The organism is Leucobacter sp. (genome assembly GCF_053528595.1).
The window spans coordinates 57,911-76,919 of sequence record NZ_JAIVPF010000059.1 but is presented as its reverse complement, the minus strand read 5'-3'; the positions used below and the strand labels follow the sequence as shown (position 1 = coordinate 76,919).

At 70.4% G+C, this 19,009-nt stretch carries 18 protein-coding genes; 16 read left to right on the top strand and 2 right to left on the bottom strand.

Translation table 11 applies throughout. From position 1 onward, the window contains the following. Positions 1-875: 875 nt before the first annotated feature. Together ACWKZU_RS12225 and holA are read left to right on the top strand one after the other, a co-directional pair. Positions 876-1,391: a DUF3291 domain-containing protein gene (locus ACWKZU_RS12225; RefSeq protein ID WP_449282600.1), complete on the top strand. Its 516-nt coding sequence runs from the start codon at positions 876-878 to the stop codon at positions 1,389-1,391. A 50-nt stretch (positions 1,392-1,441) separates the two neighbouring features. After that, the gene (holA, locus tag ACWKZU_RS12220) at positions 1,442-2,449 is read left to right on the top strand and encodes a DNA polymerase III subunit delta (RefSeq protein ID WP_449282599.1); all 1,008 of its coding nucleotides are present in this window, start codon (positions 1,442-1,444) and stop codon (positions 2,447-2,449) included. A 292-nt stretch (positions 2,450-2,741) separates the two neighbouring features. Here holA and rpsT read toward each other — a convergent pair whose 3' ends face one another. Further along, positions 2,742-3,002: a 30S ribosomal protein S20 gene (gene rpsT / locus ACWKZU_RS12215; RefSeq protein WP_449282598.1), complete on the bottom strand. Its 261-nt coding sequence runs from the start codon at positions 3,000-3,002 to the stop codon at positions 2,742-2,744. 180 nt (positions 3,003-3,182) lie between these two features. Next, positions 3,183-4,040 (bottom strand): MOSC domain-containing protein, encoded by an 858-nt coding sequence (locus ACWKZU_RS12210; RefSeq protein ID WP_449282597.1) that lies wholly within the window; start codon positions 4,038-4,040, stop codon positions 3,183-3,185. 71 nt (positions 4,041-4,111) lie between these two features. Here ACWKZU_RS12210 and lepA point away from each other — a divergent pair, with 71 nt between their 5' ends. From lepA to ACWKZU_RS12140, 14 genes are all read left to right on the top strand, one after another. Further along, the gene (gene lepA / locus ACWKZU_RS12205) at positions 4,112-5,977 is read left to right on the top strand and encodes a translation elongation factor 4 (protein ID WP_449282596.1); all 1,866 of its coding nucleotides are present in this window, start codon (positions 4,112-4,114) and stop codon (positions 5,975-5,977) included. Further along, positions 5,974-6,630 carry a DUF1990 family protein gene (locus tag ACWKZU_RS12200; RefSeq protein ID WP_449282595.1) on the top strand — a complete coding sequence of 219 codons (657 nt, stop codon included), beginning with the start codon at positions 5,974-5,976 and terminating at the stop codon, positions 6,628-6,630. The genes lepA and ACWKZU_RS12200 overlap by 4 nt, the downstream gene beginning before the upstream one ends. 6 nt (positions 6,631-6,636) lie before the next feature. Then, complete coding sequence (gene hemW / locus ACWKZU_RS12195) at positions 6,637-7,875, top strand: radical SAM family heme chaperone HemW (RefSeq protein WP_449282594.1); 1,239 nt, start codon at positions 6,637-6,639, stop codon at positions 7,873-7,875. A gap of 139 nt (positions 7,876-8,014) precedes the next feature. Next, a complete protein-coding gene (locus ACWKZU_RS12190) occupies positions 8,015-9,901 on the top strand; it encodes an S-layer homology domain-containing protein (protein WP_449282593.1) in 1,887 nt (628 codons plus the stop codon). Between the two features lie 168 nt (positions 9,902-10,069). Then, positions 10,070-11,107: a heat-inducible transcriptional repressor HrcA gene (hrcA, locus tag ACWKZU_RS12185; RefSeq protein ID WP_449282592.1), complete on the top strand. Its 1,038-nt coding sequence runs from the start codon at positions 10,070-10,072 to the stop codon at positions 11,105-11,107. 58 nt (positions 11,108-11,165) lie between these two features. Beyond that, positions 11,166-12,266, top strand: a complete 1,101-nt coding sequence (gene dnaJ / locus ACWKZU_RS12180) for a molecular chaperone DnaJ (protein WP_449282591.1) — start codon at positions 11,166-11,168, stop codon at positions 12,264-12,266. A gap of 4 nt (positions 12,267-12,270) precedes the next feature. Next, complete coding sequence (locus ACWKZU_RS12175) at positions 12,271-13,044, top strand: 16S rRNA (uracil(1498)-N(3))-methyltransferase (RefSeq protein WP_449282590.1); 774 nt, start codon at positions 12,271-12,273, stop codon at positions 13,042-13,044. Between the two features lie 121 nt (positions 13,045-13,165). Further along, a complete protein-coding gene (locus ACWKZU_RS12170; protein WP_449282589.1) occupies positions 13,166-13,516 on the top strand; it encodes a histidine triad nucleotide-binding protein in 351 nt (116 codons plus the stop codon). Then, complete coding sequence (locus ACWKZU_RS12165) at positions 13,506-14,549, top strand: PhoH family protein (protein ID WP_449282588.1); 1,044 nt, start codon at positions 13,506-13,508, stop codon at positions 14,547-14,549. The genes ACWKZU_RS12170 and ACWKZU_RS12165 overlap by 11 nt, the downstream gene beginning before the upstream one ends. Further along, the gene (gene ybeY, locus ACWKZU_RS12160; protein ID WP_449282587.1) at positions 14,546-15,007 is read left to right on the top strand and encodes an rRNA maturation RNase YbeY; all 462 of its coding nucleotides are present in this window, start codon (positions 14,546-14,548) and stop codon (positions 15,005-15,007) included. The genes ACWKZU_RS12165 and ybeY overlap by 4 nt, the downstream gene beginning before the upstream one ends. After that, entirely contained in the window at positions 15,004-16,290 is a 1,287-nt protein-coding gene (locus ACWKZU_RS12155) for a hemolysin family protein (RefSeq protein ID WP_449282586.1), read from the top strand. The genes ybeY and ACWKZU_RS12155 overlap by 4 nt, the downstream gene beginning before the upstream one ends. A 26-nt stretch (positions 16,291-16,316) precedes the next feature. After that, on the top strand, positions 16,317-17,252 hold the full coding sequence (gene era, locus ACWKZU_RS12150; RefSeq protein ID WP_449282602.1) for a GTPase Era: 936 nt from the start codon (positions 16,317-16,319) through the stop codon (positions 17,250-17,252). A 28-nt stretch (positions 17,253-17,280) separates the two neighbouring features. Continuing rightward, positions 17,281-17,655 (top strand): DUF5684 domain-containing protein, encoded by a 375-nt coding sequence (locus tag ACWKZU_RS12145; RefSeq protein ID WP_449282585.1) that lies wholly within the window; start codon positions 17,281-17,283, stop codon positions 17,653-17,655. A 258-nt stretch (positions 17,656-17,913) separates the two neighbouring features. Then, positions 17,914-18,942 carry a hypothetical protein gene (locus tag ACWKZU_RS12140; protein WP_449282584.1) on the top strand — a complete coding sequence of 343 codons (1,029 nt, stop codon included), beginning with the start codon at positions 17,914-17,916 and terminating at the stop codon, positions 18,940-18,942. Positions 18,943-19,009: the final 67 nt, after the last annotated feature.

Genomic DNA, 19,009 nt, shown 5'->3' with positions numbered 1-19,009 from the left:
TTCCAGAAGTCACACCATCTCCCGAAACGCAATCGGCCGATATCGTTCCGGAGGTGGTCAGGTGCGCTGCCGCTCCAACTTTTCAGGGTGCGTACACGGTCGATGATTTCGTGCAGGCTGGGCGTGCAGCCGTAGATGGTTCTGGTTCAGTGCTGACGAGAGGAACGGCGTCCAGGTACACGACTTGGATCGACCCGCCCGACTTCGGGATGACTGGAAAGCTCTCTCCTTCGCCCTCGAATATCTCGATCAGGGTTGAGTCTGAGATGCTGCGGCTTGCCACGTCTCCCGAAGGAAGCGGAGCCCGCTCGTCTACGTAGATCGTTCGATCCGGGACGGTGCCTTGTGGCGCAACGCTGTGCTCATCGATTGCTTGCGCTGCAGAGCTGATAGCCATCACGGATGATGCGATGAGCGTTGTCATCACCTCACCGGATCGCCTTTCGCCGGGCAATGCCGGAGTTCCATTCGGGGGTCGAGCAGGGAGGGACATCCCATGCCGGTTCCCGCGCCGCCCGGCGCCTGTTCACCGGCTTGCGCACCGGGTCCCACGCCTCGTTCTCACCGCGGTCGCGTCGCCGCCCGACGGATCCCTGTCGGGGCCGAGGGCACTCGACTGCTGCGATCGGAAGAAACCTCTGAGACCGAAGGTCACGTTCCGGTAACGAGCGGGCCGGTGATGTGAGTTGGTTCCGATTCTGAGTGCTAATCTCCGGACTGAGATTTACATCTGTCTATCACTCCCAGGTGCGAGGCGGCCCGGTCTCGGGCGAGAGACCGGCTCCGGCCGAGAGCGCATCCCGGGTGACGGGGACAGCGCAACGGCCGAGAACCCCTGGGATCTCGCCGCCGGACACAGAGGAGAAGGAGTGCCGTTGCAGGTCGCCCTGATCACATGCGCCATTCAGCGATCGACGAATGACCGGGAGCAGGCGGGCCGCTTCGCTGCGCAGGCGAGTCGGGTGTTCCAGGTGGAGGAGGACGCGCCTGGTCTGATCGCGCGCGCGGTCCGTTCCGACGGAGACGAGGTGCTCGAGAGCGATCCGGGGGACTGGGGGCCGTGGGGAGCGTACGCCGTGCCGGATCTCAGCCTCACGGCGGCGAAGGAGCCATGCGGTGCCGCCCAGACGCTGTCCGTCTGGAAGGACTACGCGGGGGTCAGGAGCTTCGCCTACGAGCGGCTGCACCGCCCCGCATCTCGGGGCGCGAACTCGTTCCTGCAGTGCCCCTGGCCGAACTACTGCCTCTGGTGGATCGAACCCGGCCATCAGGTCACGTGGACCGAGGCCACCTCCCGTCTCGACTACTTCCACGAGCAGGGGGACACGCCCGTGGCCTTCACCTTCCACCTCCCGTTCGACGCGAGGGCCCGGGTGATCGACGGGGCCTGAGTCGCCGGGGGGCAGGTTCCGCGGCGCCGCGAAGCCAGTAGGGTTGAGGGGTGGCAGCAGCACGAGGAGCGAAGACGAAGATCCCGCAGCTCGACTGGATCGAGGCCCGCCCGGCGCCCGTTGTGCTCGTGAGCGGGCCGGAGGCCTTTCTCGCCGACCGCGCGACCCAGGCGATCCGCACCGCGCTGCTCGAGGCGCACAGCGACCTCGAGGTGCACGATGTCGACGCCGCGAGCTACACCGCGGGCGAACTCTTCACGATCGCGAGCCCCTCGCTCTTCGCCGAACCGCGGCTCATCCGCGTCGAGGGCGTCGAGAAGTGCTCCGATGCGTTCCTCGAGGACGCCAAGCGCTACGTCGCCGAGCCGGCGGAGGACACGACGCTCGTGCTGCGCCATGCCGGGGGGCAGCGCGGCAAGGCGCTGCTCGATCTCGTGCGGGGCGGCGCCGGCGGCGGCATCGAGGTGCTGTGCGCCGAGGTGAAGAAGGATCAGGACCGCCTGGCCTTCGCGCAGGCGGAGTTCCGCCGGCTCGGGGCCCAGATCACGCCGGGCGCGCTGCGCATGATCGTCGCCGCGTACTCGGGCGGCATCGGGGAGCTCGCCGGCGCGTGCGCGCAGCTGGTGTCGGATGCGGGATCGCGGATCAGCGAGGAGGAGGTGAACCGCGCGACCGAGGGGCGTGTGGAGACCAACGCCTTCAAAGTGGCGGACGCGGCGACGGCGGGGAGGGCGGCCGATGCGCTGGTGCTGCTGCGCCAGGCGCTCTCCACCGGTACGGACCCGATCCCGATGCTCGCCGCCCTCAACATGAAGGTGCGCGCGATGGCACGTGTCTACGGGGCGCGCGGATCGAGCGGTCAGCTCGCGAAGGAGCTCGGCATGGCGCCCTGGCAGGTGGATCGGGCCCAGCGCGAGGTGCGCGGCTGGCGCGAGGAGGATCTCGCGCGGTGCATCGACCTCGCGGCCGAGACGGAGTGGCTGCTCAAGGGCGGCAGCCGCGATCCCGAGTACGCACTCGAGAAGTACCTGCTGTTCGTGGCGAAGCGGGGACGCTAGGGGATCGCGCCGACGGGCGCTGCGCTCGCTCCGCGCAGGATGACGGCGCGACCCGATCGGCGCAGCCCCCGAGGCCCGTTCCGTCGAGAGGCGGATAACGCGGGAGATTCTCGCGATTCACCCGCGTTATCCGCCTCTCGCCGTTCGCTGTGGTCGGGCCCGGCGGCGGGGTGAGGCGGGCCGGGGGTGGGCGACCCGCCTCGCCCCGCCGGTTCGATCGGCGCGGACGCCGGGCACTGAAACGCGAAAGGCCCCGCCGGAGCGGGGCCTTTCGAAGCGGTGCGGGGCAGGCTCAGAGCGCTGCGACCTGAGCGGCGAGCTTCGACTTGCGATTCGCCGCCTGGTTCTTGTGGATGACGCCCTTGGAGGCGGCCTTGTCGAGCTTCTTGCCGGCGACCAGCAGCTTCGCCTCGGCGGCGGCCTTGTCGCCCGAGGCGATGGCCTCGCGGGTCGCGCGCACGACGGTGCGCAGCTCGCTCTTGTACGCCTTGTTGCGCTCGGTCGCCTTGAGGTTGGTCTTGATGCGCTTGATCTGCGACTTGATGTTTGCCACGTTGAGTTGTGTCCTTAAAACGTAAAGGTTGACGGTTGTTCCGCTCGGTGAGAGAGGGCACCTCGCGGGATGTGCGGATTCGATCCACACGCAAGCCAAGAATCAAGCTTAGCAGAATCCGCCGGGCGCGCCCAGTGCACGTCGAGGAGCGGTGCGCCCGGCTCCGCGGGTCCCGACGGCTCAGAGGACCTCCACCTCGTCGCCGACCCGGATCGTCCCGAGCGCCTTGCGCCCCGCGGCGGCATCCGGCCCCGCTGCGGCATCCGCGGGATCGGGAGCGGGATCGGGATCGGCCGGGAGCAGGAGACGGCCGAGCGTCGGCTCGGCCTGGCCGATGCGCTGCGTGAGCGTCGTGAGCACGCGCGCGTCACGCACCCCGGTGTCGGGGTTCGCGTGGGTGGCCAGGCAGCGCACGATGGGTCCCTCCGTGCGGAACACGACGTCGCCGATCCGCACGCGGCCGGCCCAGTCGAGCTCCTCCCACGGCCCGATGCCGTCGACCGCGATGTTCGACCGGAAGCGGCGGTCGTCGACCGGGAATCCGAGGGCGTCGCCCAGCGCCGAGACGCTGGCGCGCCCGTGGACCGACACGAAGCCGCGGGGCCGGTCCTGGAAGCGAGAGCCGACTCCGTCTCCGACGAGCGCGAGCGGCAGCCGGCCCGGGCGGCGCAGGCGGGATCCCTCCCGGGTGCCGAGTGCGAAGCCGGTGACCGCCCGGACGATGCGCTTCCGGCCCGCCTCGTCGAGGCCGGCCTCCACGAGCGTCCGCTCCTCGTGGGTGATGCGCACCCGCAGCGCCGCCTCGTCGTACGCGAGGCGCAGCGCGGCGAGCGCGGGGAAGTCCTGCAGGGAGAGTCCCCTGGCCTTCGGCCAGTAGTCGAGCCCGTCCCGCTTCTCCGGCGCGGCCGCGTCGGCGAATCGGAACGCCAGGACCCGGTCCCCGGCGACGCGACCGTCGGCCTGCACGGTCAGCCGCTCGAGGGGTTCGGGTGTGAAGCCCTTCACGGGATAGCGGTAGAGGGCGGCGACCTGGGGCATGCAGACATCCTCGCAGAACGGGAGCCGTCCCGGTCGGTCGTCCCGCTCCGCTCGTGCGATAATTGCTCGCAATGTCTCCTCGCAGTGTGAACCCCCCAGAGCCGGCGTCGACCGACCCCGCGAAGATCCGCAACTTCTGCATCATCGCGCACATCGACCACGGCAAGTCGACGCTCGCGGATCGCATGCTGCAGATCACGGGCACCGTCTCCGACCGCGATATGCGCGCGCAGTACCTCGACAACATGGACATCGAGCGCGAGCGCGGCATCACGATCAAGTCGCAGGCCGTGCGCATGCACTGGGCCCTTCGACAGGCTCAGGGACTGGACGACGACTACGCCCTCAACATGATCGACACCCCGGGGCACGTCGACTTCAGCTACGAGGTGTCGCGCTCGCTCGCCGCGTGCGAGGGCGCGATCCTGCTCGTCGACGCCGCGCAGGGCATCGAGGCGCAGACCCTCGCCAACCTGTACCTGGCGATGGAGAACGATCTCGAGATCATCCCGGTGCTCAACAAGATCGACCTGCCCGCGGCCGACCCCGAGCGGGTGGCGCGGGAGATCGCCGACCTCATCGGCGGAGACCCCGAGGACATCCTGAAGGTCTCGGGCAAGACCGGCGCAGGGGTCGAGGAACTGCTCGACCGGGTGGTCGAGCGCATCCCCGCACCGACCGGCGACATCGACACCCCCGCCCGCGCGATGATCTTCGACTCGGTCTACGACCCCTACCGGGGCGTCGTCACCTACGTGCGCATGGTCGACGGGCGGCTGACCCCGCGCGAGAAGATCCTGATGATGTCGACGAAGGCGGAGCACGAGGCGCTCGAGATCGGCGTGTCCTCGCCCGGTCCGACGCCGACGAAGGGCCTCGCCGTGGGCGAGGTGGGCTACCTCATCACGGGTGTGAAGGACGTGCGCCAGTCGAAGGTCGGCGACACGGTCACCACCAAGCTGGGGTCGGCCCAGGAGGCCCTGCCCGGCTACACGGATCCGAAGCCGATGGTGTTCTCCGGCCTCTACCCGCTCGACGGCAGCGACTACCCGATCCTGCGCGAGGCGCTCGACAAGCTCAAGCTCTCCGACGCCGCGCTGCAATACGAGCCCGAGACCTCGGTGGCGCTGGGCTTCGGCTTCCGCTGCGGCTTCCTCGGCCTGCTGCACCTCGAGATCATCTCCGAGCGCCTGCGCCGCGAGTTCGACCTCGACCTCATCGCCACCGCGCCCAGCGTGATCTACGAGGTCGCCACCGACGACGGCAAGACCGTCACGGTCACGAATCCCTCGGAGTACCCCGACGGCAAGATCGCGAGCGTGCGCGAGCCGGTCGTGAAGACCGCGATCCTCGCCCCGAAGGACTACGTGGGCGCCATCATGGAGCTCTGCCAGAGCCGCCGCGGCAGCCTGCTCGGCATGGAGTACCTCGGCGAGCGCGTTGAGCTGCGCTACAGCATGCCGCTCGGCGAGATCGTGTTCGACTTCTTCGACCACCTGAAGAGCCGCACCCAGGGGTACGCGAGCCTCGACTACGAGCCCATGGGGGATCAGGAGGCCGACCTCGTGAAGGTCGACATCCTGCTGCAGGGCGACAAGGTCGACGCGTTCAGCGCGATCGTGCACCGCGACAACGCCTACCACTACGGCACGATGATGGCTGAGCGGCTGCGCAAGCTCATTCCCCGGCAGCAGTTCGAGGTGCCCATCCAGGCCGCGATCGGCGCGCGCGTCATCGCCCGCGAGACCATCCGCGCGATCCGCAAGGACGTGCTCGCCAAGTGCTACGGCGGCGACATCAGCCGGAAGCGCAAGCTGCTCGAGAAGCAGAAGGAGGGCAAGAAGCGCATGAAGATGGTCGGACGCGTCGAGGTGCCGCAGGAGGCGTTCATCGCCGCCCTCTCCGGAGACGTGGAGGGCAAGGAGGTCAAGAAGTGAGCAAGAAGGAGCAGCCGAAGCGCAGCAGCCACGTCGAGATGCCCGTCGCGTACGCCGCGGTGGGTGCCTCGAAGCAGGCGGATCTCATGCGCTTCCCACCCGAGGGCAGCACCCCGTACGAGGAGGAGCTGCGGCTCGGCAGCGGTCCGGATCGCTTCCTGCTGGTCTCGAACCTGCTGATGACCTGGGGTGCGCAGCGCGGCGCCGGCGTGCGGGTCGAGGACGTCGTGCGCGGCGCGGGAGCGCTCTACACCGGCCCGACCTTCGACGACGCCGGCGCGCCGCAGGCCGCCGACGCGGTCGAGGAGCACTTCGGGCCGGACGGCGAGCCCTATCTCGTTGCGGGCACGACCGCGATGCTGCACGCCGAGGGGCAGGATCCGCGCGGCGTGCTGGTGGTCTACACGGTGGAGGAGGATCGCCGCGTCGGGTTCGCCTGGGGCACGAGCGACGAGAACGGCGCGGTGGGCGAGCAGCTCTTCGCCGTCGAGCACCGCGACGACGACACGGTCTGGGCGGTCGCCCGCGGCTTCCTGTTCGCACCGAAGAACGGACTGCTCGGCCTCAAGAGCCGCTCGGCGATCCGCGTCGCGATCGACTCGGCCAAGGAGCAGATCGCGTCGCTCGCACCGGGCGCGCAGGCCGCGGACTAGGTCTCGATGCCCAGCATCCTCCCCGACGGGGATCCGGCTCCGGCCGACGGATCGCTGCCCGAGAGCGTCGCCCATGGCGCCTCCGAGCGCCGCTTCGGCGTGTATGTGCACGTGCCCTACTGCCGCGTGCGCTGCGGCTACTGCGACTTCAACACCTACACCGCGAGCGAGCTCGGGGGCACCCGTCGCGACGACTACGCCGGCCAGGTGCGGGAGGAGCTGAGCTTCGGGGCCGCCGTGCTGCGCCGCGCCGGGGTGCCGGATCGCGCGGCCTCGACGGTCTTCTTCGGCGGCGGCACCCCCACGCTGCTGCCGGCGGACGATCTCGTCGCGATGCTCGAGCGGATCCGCGACGAGTGGGGCCTGGCGCCGGGCGCCGAGGTGACGACCGAGGCCAACCCGGACTCGGTCGACGAGGTCTATCTGCGGCGGCTCGCCGAGGCCGGCTTCACGCGCGTCAGCTTCGGAATGCAGTCGGCGGTGCCGCACGTACTGCGCACCCTCGACCGCACGCACACGCCCGAGCGCATCCCGCTCGTCACCCGCTGGGCCCGCGAGGCCGGCCTGCAGGTGAGCGTCGACCTCATCTACGGCACGCCGGGGGAGAGCCTCGCCGACTGGGAGCGCTCGCTCGACGCGGCCCTCGCGACCGATCCCGATCACATCTCGGCCTACGCGCTGATCGTCGAGCCGGGCACGAAGCTCGCGGCGCAGATCCGCCGGGGCGACGTGCCGGAGCCCGACGAGGATCTGCACGCCGAGATGTACGAGCTCGCCGACGCCCGCTTCTCCGCCGAGGGCCTCTCCTGGTACGAGATCAGCAACTGGTCGCGCAGTGCGGAGACCCGCTCGCGCCACAACCTCTCCTACTGGACGGGCGAGGACTGGTGGGCTGCGGGTCCGGGTGCGCACAGCCACGTCGGGGGCGTGCGCTGGTGGAACGTGAAGCACCCCGGCGCGTACGCGCAGCGCATCGCGGCCGGGGTCTCCCCGGCGCACGCGCGGGAGGCGCTGAGCGGCGAGGCCCGGCGGGAGGAGCGGATCCTGCTGGAGACGAGGATCTCGGACGGGCTGCCCGCGGACGTGCTCACCCCGGCGGAGCGCGGCGCGATCCCGCAGCTCATCGCCGACGGACTTCTCGACGGCCGCGCCGCGATCGCGGCACCGGGGCGTCCCGCCCGGGTCGTTCCCACGCTGCGCGGGCGCCTCCTCGCTGATACGGTGGTGCATCGACTGCTCGGTTGAGCCGGGGTGTCCGTTTGAAACTTGGATCCCGTTTGAGTATTTTGAGACGGGGGAGAACTTCGGGGGTGGCTGTTCCATGCCTCTGCTTCCCTGTGGGATATTCACGCAGTTACAACGAAGTAGGGGAGCTGTTCGTATCATGAAACTTCGCCAACCACTCGCCGTGCTCGGCGTCTCGGCGCTGGCCGCCGGCGGGCTCGTCGCGGGTGCGGGCGCCGCTCAGGCGGCGCCGGTGCCCTCCATCGAGCACGTGCTCGCGGCTGATCTCAAGAAGGTGTCCGACACCGAGACCGAATCGGACATCTACAACGACTGGCACTTCGACCCGAGCAAGGCGCAGGAGGCGGCGCAGGCGCGCAACGGCCTGGTCGCGGCCGGCGGCGTCGATACGACCGTCATCAAGGGCAACGGCAACGATGTCGCCGAGACGGCGCAGGGGCCGTCGGTGGTGGCGCTCGCGGAGAGCCTGCAGGTGGTCTCCTCGGATCCTGGCAAGGTCTTCTACCAGATCCCGCTGCGGCTCGACTCGAACGGCGACGGCGTCTGGACCAGCGGAGAGGCCTGGACGACGCTGCGGGCGCCCTCGAGCGACTCGACGGTCTGGACCACGAGCCGCGCGATCGCGGGCTACGGCGCGCACGCCTCCGCGACCCTCGAGCAGTGGGAGGCCGCGTTCGACGGCGACGCGTTCCCGATCGGCGCCGGCTTCCACGTGGACAAGACCGCGAGCGGCGACGTGCTCGTCTCGTCCTTCACCGCCGACGGCGTCACGACGAGGTTCTACGCCGAGAACGTCGCGACCCCGGCGGCTCCCGCGACCGAGTACGTGACGGCCGCCGACATCCGTCCGAACGAGGAGAGCTACCCGGGCTGGCACGAGAGCGTCGAGCCGGGCCAGGAGGCCACTCGAGGCACCTTCGAGACGGTCGCCGGTGAGGGCGGCGCGACCCTGGGCCTCCGGGTGACGGGCAAGTCGCAGCTGATCAACGGCTTCGCCCCGGAGGACTTCCAGCGCAACGCCGCGGGCTTCGCGGCGGCGATGACCGTCGACGCGGCCGAGGGCGGTGCCGCGATCTTCACCCAGGTGCCGGTCTTCTACTACCCCGAAGGGCAGCTCTTCGGCGAGGACGACGCTCCGCGGTTCACCACGCTGCGCGCTCCGGTGGCCGGGAGCGGTGCCATCGGCTCCGCCGGCTGGGTGTCGTCGGCCGACATCGTCGACGGCAGCGGGGGTGTGCTCGTTCCGCGGAACACCGCAGCCCCGCTCGACGACATCGTCGCGGCGCTCGGGCAGCACGACGTGCTGGCCTACGGCTTCACGGTCGACGGAGCCGGCGCCGTGGCCACCGTCGAGTCGGTCAGCTTCAACGGCACGACGACCGCCTTCACGAAGGCCGCGGATCCGGTGGACCCGGTGGATCCCGAGGAGCCCAAGCCCCCCGTGGAGTTCGCCGACGTGACCCCGGACACCAAGTTCTCCAAGGAGATCACCTGGATGGCCGAGCGCGGCCTCTCGACCGGCATCAAGAAGACCGATGCCTCTGGCAAGGTCTACTACGACTACGAGCCGAAGAGCGCGGTGACCCGCGAGGCCATGGCGGCGTTCCTGTACCGCCTGGAGGCCCCGAAGAACTACCGCGCACCGAAGGTGTCGCCGTTCGCGGACGTCAAGCCGGGCGATAAGTTCTACACCCAGATCGCGTGGATGTACGACAGGAAGCTGTCGACGGGCATCAAACAGGCCTCGGGCAAGCCGCACTTCGCGCCGAAGTCGAAGATCACGCGCGAGGCGATGGCCGCGTTCATGAACCGGGCGAACGCCGACAGGAGCTACACCGTTCCGAAGGTGTCGCCGTTCGCCGACGTGCGCCCGAGCGACCAGTTCTACGCGCAGATCGCGTGGATGTTCGACAGCGGTCTCTCGACCGGCATCAAGCAGGACTCGGGCAAGCCGACGTACGCGCCGAAGAGCAGCGTGACGCGCGAGGCGATGGCCGCGTTCCTCTACCGCGGCGACAAGCTGTAGCGGCTCGACGCGCGCAGCACGGCGAATGCCGGGGGATCTCCGCCCCCGGCATTCGCCGTTCGCGGCGGGTTGCGCCCGCCGCGAACGGCAGCGCCCCCGCCGGTGCGGTCAGCTCGCTGCGCTAGACTTGGCACTCGGATTGTTCGAGTGCCAGGGTGAGGAGGGGCGATGGTATCCGAGCGCAGCCTGGCGGTTCTGCACGCCATCGTCAGCGACTACGTGTCCTCCAACGAGCCCGTCGGTTCGAAGGCCATCGTGGACCGTCACAGCTTCGGCGTCTCGGCGGCCACGATCCGGAACGACATGGCGCTGCTCGAGGAGGACGAGCTCATCGCGCAGCCCCACACCTCCTCCGGTCGGGTGCCCACCGACAAGGGGTACCGGCTCTACGTCGACACGCTCGCCAGGATCCGCCCGCTGACCACCGCGCAGCGCACCGCCATCGAGCGCTTCCTGGGGGAGTCGACGGATCTCGACGACGTCATGGCGCGCACGGTGCGCCTGCTCGCGCAGCTCACCAATCAGGTCGCCGTCGCCCAGTACCCCTCCCTGCGGCGCACCGTGGTGCGCCACATCGACCTCGTCGCCATCGGCGAGGACCGGGTGCTGTGCGTGCTGATCCTCGGCAGCGGCGTCGTCGAGCAGCAGGTCGCCTGGCTCCCGGCGTCCCGCGTCACCGAGGCCTGGGTGCACGGGCTCCGCGAGGAGATCGCCGCGGCGGCCGTGGGCGCCGATGTCGAGACCGCGGTGTCGGCGGTCGGCGAGCTCGAGGCGCGCGCGGAGACCGAGGCGCGACCCGGCGAGGCCGATCTGGTGCGCCGGGTGCTCGAGGTCGTGCGCAGCCAGCTGCAGGCGAATCGCAACGACCGCATCGCCGTCGCGGGAGCCGCCAACATCTCCCGCCCGGGAGAGTTCGGGGTGGCGCTGCCCGCGGTGCTCGAGGCGATCGAGGAGCAGGTCACGCTGCTGCGGCTCTTCGACGAGCTGGTGCAGGACGGCCGGGAGGTCGCCGCGTCGATCGGGCGGGAGAACGAGGTGTACGGCCTGTCGGCCACCTCCGTGATCGCCTCGAACTACGAGCAGGAGGGCGCCTCCGTCTCGAAGCTCGGCGTCCTCGGCCCGCTGCGCATGGACTACGCCGCGAACATCTCCGCGGTGCGCGCCGTCGCGCGCTACCTCAACCGCCTGCTGGGCGAGGATCAATAACCCGATCCCACCCGCGAATCGTTCATCATCACCCCCCCCACCCTGAGGAGCTGACACAGTGGCCGACCACTACGAGACCCTCGGCGTGTCGCGCGAGGCGACGCCCGAAGAGATCAAGAAGGCCTATCGACGGCTCGCGCGCGAGCTGCACCCCGACGTGAACCCCAGCGAGGACGCCGCGGAGCGCTTCAAGAGCGTGACGCACGCCTACGACGTGCTGAGCGATCCCGAGCAGCGCCAGCGATACGACCTGGGCGGCGGGCAGGCCGGCATGGGCGGCTTCGGCGACATCTTCGAGACCTTCTTCGGCGGCGGCTTCGGCGGCGCGGGTCAGCGCGGCCCCCGCTCGCGCGCGGAGCGCGGCGAGGACGCGATGATCCGGGTGGACGTGTCGCTCGAGGAGGTCATCTTCGGCGCCCAGCGCGACGTGACCGTCAACACCGCGGTGCTCTGCGGCGTCTGCCAGGGCAGCTGCTGCCAGCCGGGCACCCACCCCGTCACCTGCGACGTCTGCGGCGGGCACGGGCAGGTGCAGCGCCAGGTGCGCTCCCTCTTCGGCAACGTCGTGACCATGCACCCCTGCGGCAGCTGCCAGGGCTACGGCACCGTCATCGAGCACCCCTGCGTGGAGTGCGGCGGCAAGGGACGCGTGCGCGAGCGGCGCACGATCCCCGTGGACATCCCCTCCGGCATCGACACCGGCACCCGCATGCAGATGCGCGGCGGCGGCGAGGTGGGGCCGGGCGGCGGCCCCAACGGCGACCTCTTCATCGAGTTCCGCGTGATGCACCACGACATCTTCAGCCGCGACGGCAACGACCTGCTCTGCACCATGCAGCTCTCGATGACCGACGCCATCCTCGGCGCCGAGGCGAAGCTCGCCGCGCTCGACGGAGAGGCCGCGGTCGTGATCGAGCCGGGCACGCAGTCCGGCGACGTGCTCACGGTGCGCGGTCGCGGCATCCAGGGCCTGCGCAGCACGACCCGGGGCGACCTGAAGATCGCGGTGCAGGTGGTCACGCCGACCAAGCTCTCGAGCCGGGAGCGGGATCTGGTGCGCCAGCTCGCCTCGCTGCGCAAGGACGAGCCGCCCCACCTCGGTGAGTTCCAGCAGGGCTTCTTCGGCAAGATCCGAGACCGCTTCTTCCGCCAGGGCTGAGCCCGTGGCCAACCTCTACTACCGCGAGGACCTCGACGAGGGCGCGCTCACCGTCGGCGCCCTCGTGGAGGTCACCGGCGAGGAGGCGCGACACGCGGTGCGCGTGAGCCGGCTCCGTGCGGGCGAGAGGATCCTCATCGGCGACGGCGCGGGCGCCCTCGGCGAGGGCATCGTCGAGGCGGTCGCGAAGGACCGCTTCGCGGTGCGGCTCGAAGCCGTGCACCGCGCACGCGTCCCGGAGACCTCGCTCGTGCTCGTCCAGGCCCTCGCGAAGGGCGACCGCGACGAGCGCGCGGTCGAGCAGGCCACCGAGTTCGGCGTCGACGCGGTCGTGCCCTGGCAGGCGGCGCGCTCGGTCTCGCGCTGGGACGGCTCCGGCGCATCGGACAAGGCGGCCAGGGGCGTCGCGAAGTGGCGGCGGATCGCCCGCGAGGCGTCGAAGCAGTCGCTCAGAGCACGGATCCCCGAGGTGCGGGACCCGGTCGGGCTCGCCGAGCTGTGCGAGATCGCGGGCGGTGCGGGCGCCGAGGTCGTCGTGCTGCACCCGCGCGGGGATCGCACGCTCTCGGCGTGGGCCGCCCGGTGCGCGGCGCTCGAGACCCGGGCCGCGGAGATCCTCGTCGTCGTCGGACCCGAGGGCGGCCTCGCCGACGACGAGCTCGACGCGTTCGAGGCCGCGGGGGCGCGGGTGCTCGTGCTCGGCTCGACCGTGCTGCGCACGTCGTCCGCGGGACCCGCGGCGCTCGCGGTGCTCAACGTGGCGCTCGACCGCTGGTAGGCGGCGTCCCCGCCGATCGAGCTGAGCCCGCGGTCGGAACCACGGGGTGCGGAGGGTTTCGACCGCGCTCCTTCGTCGCTCCGCTCAACCGGCGGCAGCGCTGCCCGGTAGACTGGTCGGCATGGCACAGGACACCATCTTCGGCAAGATCGTATCGGGCGAGATCCCGGTCGAGATCCTCGCGGAGACCGAGCGCGTGATCGCGTTCCCCGACATCGCGCCGCAGGCGCCCGTGCACGTGCTCGTCATCCCGAAGACCACCGAGTACGCGGACGTGACCGAGCTCGCCGCCGGCGATCCGGAACTGCTCGCCGAGATGGTCGCGGTCGCGAAGCAGCTCGCCGAGCAGCTCTCGAACGGCGAGTACCGGCTCATCTTCAACAACGGCGCGAGCGCGGGGCAGACCGTGTTCCACGTGCACGCGCACGTGCTCGCCGGCGCACTCGAGGAGCGGTCGCTCGTTGGATCCTGACGCGGAGTTCCCGGTCGCGCCCGACGCCGGATCCCCGGACGGGCCCGAACTGCAGCGCACCGTGCTGCTGGAGGGGGTCGACCTGGCCTCCTTCCTCGGCCACCGGGATCAGCTCATCGCCGACCTCGAGGCGCAGCACCCGCGAGTCGCCTTCCACGCGCGCGATCAGGTGCTCACGATGAGCGGACCGGCCCCGGCCGTGCGCACGGCCGAGACGGTGGTCCGTGAGATCCTGCAGCTCGCACGACTCAGCGGCGCGGTGTCGCGCCGCGATGTGAAAGAGGTCACCCGAATGGTGCACGAGGGAAACGGGCCGACGGCCGCGCAGGTGCTCAGCGAGCCGATCCTCACGGTGCGCGGGCACGCCGTGCGCCCCCAGACCCGGGGGCAGCGCGCCTACGTCGACGCGATCGACGCGCACACGATCGTGTTCGGGATCGGCCCCGCCGGCACCGGCAAGACGTACCTCGCCATGGCGAAGGCCGTGCAGGCCCTGCAGCGCCGCGAGGTGGCGAAGATCATCCTGACCCGCCCCGCGGTCGAGGCGGGCGAGCGGCTCGGCTACCTGCCGGGATCGCTCGAGGACAAGATCGACCCGTACCTGCGGCCGCTCTTCGACGCGATCGGCTCGATGATGGATCCCGACGTCGTGCCCAAGCTGCTGGCGAGCGGCACGATCGAGGTGGCCCCGCTCGCCTACATGCGCGGACGCACGCTCAACGAGTCGTTCGTGATCCTCGACGAGGCGCAGAACACCACCCCCGAGCAGATGAAGATGTTCCTCACGCGCCTCGGCTACGGCTCCAAGATGGTGGTCACCGGCGACATCACGCAGGTCGACCTGCCGATCGCCGCGAGCGGGCTGCGCGTGGTGAACCGCATCCTGCGCGGCGTCGACGACATCCACTTCGCCGAGCTCGGCTCCGACGACATCGTGCGGCACAACCTCGTCAGCCGCATCGTCGACGCGTACTCGGCTTACGACCAGACGGAGCGCGAGCGCATCGCGCAGCAGAAGGGAGACGCCCGGTGAGCGTCGAGATCAACAACGAGTCCGGCGTCGCGGTCGAGGAGGCCCGGCTGCAGCGCCTGGCGGCGTTCGTGCTGGAGTCGCTGCACGTGCACCCCGACACCGAGCTGGGCGTGGTGCTGGTCGACGAGGCCGCGATCGAGCAGCTGCACGTGCAGTGGATGGACGAGCCGGGCCCCACCGACGTGCTGAGCTTCCCCATGGACGAGCTGCGGCCGGGCCGCGTGGACGCCCAGACACCCGCGGGCCTGCTCGGCGACGTGGTGATCTGCCCGCAGGTGGCCGAGCTGCAGGCGGAGGCCGCCGGGCACGATCTCGCGCAGGAGATGTCGGTGCTGCTGACGCACGGCATGCTGCACCTGCTCGGCTTCGACCACGCGACCCCCGACGAGGAGGCCGAGATGTTCGGCCTGCAGCGCGACCTGCTGCTCGCCTTCGCGATGCACGAGCGGTCTCGATGACGCTCGGTCTCGCGCTGCTGCTGCTCGCGGCGGCCGTCGTGCTGATGGCGGTGGGCGGCCTGCTCGCCGCGACCGATGCCGCGCTCGGCGTGCGATCCCGTGCCGAGCTGCTGGCGCTCGCCGACGACTCGCCGCGCACGGGACGCGCCATCCGCGCCATCGCGGAGGACGAGCCCGCGCACCTGAACGCGCTGAGCTTCGCGCGCGTGTTCGCGGAGACGCTCTCCGCGGTGCTCATCACGCTCGTGCTGGCCTACTCGCTGCAGGCGCTGTGGCTCGAACTCGTGCTCGCGACCCTCGTGATGACGGCCACCACCTTCGTGCTCGTGGGATCGAGCCCCCGTACCGTCGGCATGCACCGGCCCGAGGGGGTGATCCGCTTCGCGGCGCCGACCGTGCGCGCGATCCGCGTGCTGCTCGGCCCCATCGCGATCGGTCTCACGCGCTTCGGCGACCGGGTCACTCCGGGCCGCGGCTCGGCGCGCATCCGGGACGAGCAGCAGCTGCTCTCGATGGTCGACCAGGCTGCGGAGCAGGCGCTGCTCGAGGACGACGACCGCGAGTACATCCACTCGCTGGTGGAGTTCGGCGACACGCTGGTGCGCGAGGTGATGGTGCCGCGCATCGACATGATCACGGTCTCGAGCGAGGACAGCGTGCGCGACGCCCTCGAGCAGCTGCTCGCCGCGCGGCACTCCCGCATCCCAGTCATCGCCGGCGAGGTCGACGATGTCGCCGGCATCGCCTATCTGCGCGACGCGAGCGGCTTCGTGCTGCGCCGGCCCGAGGAGGCGGAGACGGTGCCGGTCACCCGCATCATGAAGCCTGCGGTGTTCGTGCCCGAGCTGCAGCGCGCCGACGAGCTGCTGCGCCAGATGCAGCGGGACTCGAACCACCTGGCGCTCGTCGTCGACGAGTACGGCGGGATCTCGGGACTGGTGACGCTCGAGGACCTGATCGAGGAGCTGCTGGGGGACATCTCCGACGAGCACGACCGCGAGTTGCCCGAGGTCGAGCTGCAGGAGGACGGGTCGTTCCTCGTGAACGCCCGGCTCTCGGCCGAGCGCCTGGGCGAGCTGTTCGAGCGGGAGCTGGAGGACGACGAGGTCGACAGCGTGGGCGGCCTCTTCGTGAAGCACCTGGGACGGCTGCCGGTGACCGGCGACACCGTGGTGGTCGCGGGCATCGAGCTGACGGCGGCCGACATGGAGCGGAAGCGGCAGCGGCTGCTCTCCGTCGAGGCGCGGTGGGTCGGCGAATCCGATGAGGAGGACGAATCATGAACGAAGAGCCGGACGGGGTCCCGCCGATGGAGCGGGCCGCAGGCGAGTCGAGATCCCGCCCCGAAGACTTCCGCGCGGGATTCGTCTCCTTCGTCGGACGCCCCAACGTGGGGAAGTCGACGCTCACCAACGCACTGGTCGGCGAGAAGATCGCGATCACGAGCCCGAAGCCGCAGACCACGCGGCGGGCGATCCGCGGCATCGTGCACCGTCCGGACGGCCAGCTCATCATCGTCGACACCCCCGGGATCCACCGCCCGCGCACGCTGCTCGGGGAACGGCTGAACGCCCTGGTGGAGGCGACGCTCGGCGACGTCGACGTCATCGGCTTCTGCGTTCCGGCGAACGAGAAGCTCGGACCGGGCGACCGCTTCATCAACGAGCGCCTCGACGACTTCCCGCGCGCGAAGAAGGTCGCGATCCTCACCAAGGTCGACGAGGCCTCGAAGAGCGAGATCATCGACCAGCTGACCCGCCTCGGCACCCTGCGCGAGTGGGACGCGGTGGTGCCGATCTCCTCGGTCACGCGGGAGCAGCTCGACGTGCTGTCCGATGTGCTGCTGGGGCTGATGCCGGCCTCGCCGCCGCTCTACGAGGACGCGCAGATCACCGACGAGGGGGAGGACGACCGGATCGCGGAGCTGATACGCGAGGCCGCCCTCGAGGGCGCGCGCGAGGAGCTGCCGCACTCGCTCGCGGCGACCGTGGACGATCGCGAGGAGCGCGATGGGATCGACGGGGGGCCCGGCCTCCTGGAGATCTACGCCTCCATCTACGTGGAGCGCGACAGCCAGAAGGGCATCGTGATCGGCAAGGGCGGCGCGCGCCTGCGGGATGTGGGCGAGCGTGCGCGACGGGAGATCGAGGCGCTGCTGGGGCGGCGCGTCTACCTGTCGCTCCGCGTCAAGGTACTCAAGGAATGGCAGCGCGATCCGAAGGCTCTCGGTAGGCTCGGGTTCTGAGACCACTCGTGACCGGTTAGGGGACGCCATGGAGTACATCACCGATCAGGCGCAGATCACCGCGCTGTTCCAGAACTACGGCATCTTCGCGATCGCCTGGTACGTCATCATCGCGATCGCGCTGTGGCGGGTGTTCTCGAAGGCGGGCTATCCCGGCATCCTCGCGATCATCCCGATCGTCAACGTCTTCATCCTCGTGAAGGTCGCTGGCTATTCGGCCTGGATGGCGCTGCTCTACCTGATCCCGATCGTCAACATCGTGTTCTCGATCTTCGTGGCGATCCGCCTCGGCGAGCGCTTCGGCAAGGGCGGGGCCTTCTCGTTCTTCCTGCTCTGGCTCTTCGCCGCGATCGGCTACCTGATCCTCGGCTTCGGCGGCGCGCAGTACACGAAGCGGGCGTAGCGCCTCTCCTGAGCGGGGGCAGCTCCTCCTCTGGGGCAGCACCTCTCTTTCGGGGCCGAGATCCCGATTCCTGTCGCATCCGGCCCGCCGCAACGACGGATATCGGGATCTCGCGGACAGTGCGACCCGTCTCGGGCGGTCCCGCGGGGGAAGCTCGGGCTTCGCTCACAGTGCGGCTCGGCGGCCCGTCCGGTGCGGAGCGCGCGACAGCCCTGGGGATATCCGTCGTCGACCGCCCCCTGCGCCCGACAATGGACCATGCGGAACCGCAGGCGAAACCGGAGCGATCTTCTCGCGGCCTTCGGAGCGGAGCCGTTTCTCGTCCGCGACGCGGCGGTGCGCGGCTTCACCCCGGGCCAGATGCGCCATTCCTCGCTGCACGCCCCGTATCCAGGGGTTCGCTCGCTCGCGTCCAGGGGCGACTCGCTGTACGAACGCGCCCTCGAGTACCTCCCGCGGCTCCGCGACGGCGAGCGGTTCAGTCATGCCACGGCCCTGGCGCTGCAGGGGTGCGCGATCTACGTCGAGCACAACGCTCCGATCGATGTCGAATCTCGACCCGGTACGACGCCGGTGCGGGCGCGCGGGGTCCGCGGGCACCGGGCGACCCGCGAGTCGGTCCCGCTGCTCCTCGGTGCGCCTGAAACCGATCAGCCGGTGCCGGTGTCGCCTCCGGGGACCGCCTTGCTGCAGGCGTGCGCGACGCTGCCCTTCACGGAGATCGTGGTGGCGATCGACGCGCTGATCCGCGAGTCGGAGACGCGCTTCGATCCGGTCGCCGCAGCACGACTCGAGGATCTGCACGTGCTGCTGGGCGCGAACAACGATCGGCGCGGCGTCACGAGGCTCCGCTCTGCGCTCGGCCTCGCGCGGGTCGGCGCGGAGTCCCGGATGGAGACGCCGACCAGACTGGCGGGAGAGCGAGCCGGCGTCACCGGGTTGACGCTGCAACTCGTGGTCGTGGATCGCGACGGGAAGCGGATCGGACGCTTCGACCTCGCGGATGAACTCTCCCGCGCGCTCTTCGAGTACGACGGGGAGCAGCACCGGACCTCTCGCAAGCAGTACCTGCGCGACGCCGCGCGTCTCGAACGGGCACGGGACGCCGGGTGGCGGGTCCGGCTGTTCCACGCCGAAGAGGTGCTCGCCCATCCGGATCGCGCCGGCCGGCGGATGCTGCTGGCGACCGGCCGCCCGCCTCGGCCGGTGCCCGCGCCGATACGGCGGCTGCTCGAGGAATGGCCGTCGCCGCGGACGGTGTCCGCGCTTCCCCGGAGGGCGGTCTGACCCGGTAGAGCGAGACCGGGGTGCTTGCGCGAGATCCCGATTCGTGTCGTTCGCGGCGGCGCGCAAC

Excerpts from the sequence above, each read along its gene's own strand:
- ACWKZU_RS12210 (WP_449282597.1), bottom strand. The coding sequence starts at position 4,040 with ATGCCCCAGGTCGCCGCCCTCTACCGCTATCCCGTGAAGGGCTTCACA.
- lepA (WP_449282596.1), top strand. The coding sequence starts at position 4,112 with ATGTCTCCTCGCAGTGTGAACCCCCCAGAGCCGGCGTCGACCGACCCC.
- hemW (WP_449282594.1), top strand. The coding sequence starts at position 6,637 with ATGCCCAGCATCCTCCCCGACGGGGATCCGGCTCCGGCCGACGGATCG.
- ACWKZU_RS12190 (WP_449282593.1), top strand. The coding sequence starts at position 8,015 with ATGAAACTTCGCCAACCACTCGCCGTGCTCGGCGTCTCGGCGCTGGCC.
- hrcA (WP_449282592.1), top strand. The coding sequence starts at position 10,070 with ATGGTATCCGAGCGCAGCCTGGCGGTTCTGCACGCCATCGTCAGCGAC.
- ACWKZU_RS12170 (WP_449282589.1), top strand. The coding sequence starts at position 13,166 with ATGGCACAGGACACCATCTTCGGCAAGATCGTATCGGGCGAGATCCCG.
- ACWKZU_RS12155 (WP_449282586.1), top strand. The coding sequence starts at position 15,004 with ATGACGCTCGGTCTCGCGCTGCTGCTGCTCGCGGCGGCCGTCGTGCTG.
- era (WP_449282602.1), top strand. The coding sequence starts at position 16,317 with ATGGAGCGGGCCGCAGGCGAGTCGAGATCCCGCCCCGAAGACTTCCGC.
- ACWKZU_RS12145 (WP_449282585.1), top strand. The coding sequence starts at position 17,281 with ATGGAGTACATCACCGATCAGGCGCAGATCACCGCGCTGTTCCAGAAC.
- ACWKZU_RS12140 (WP_449282584.1), top strand. The coding sequence starts at position 17,914 with ATGCGGAACCGCAGGCGAAACCGGAGCGATCTTCTCGCGGCCTTCGGA.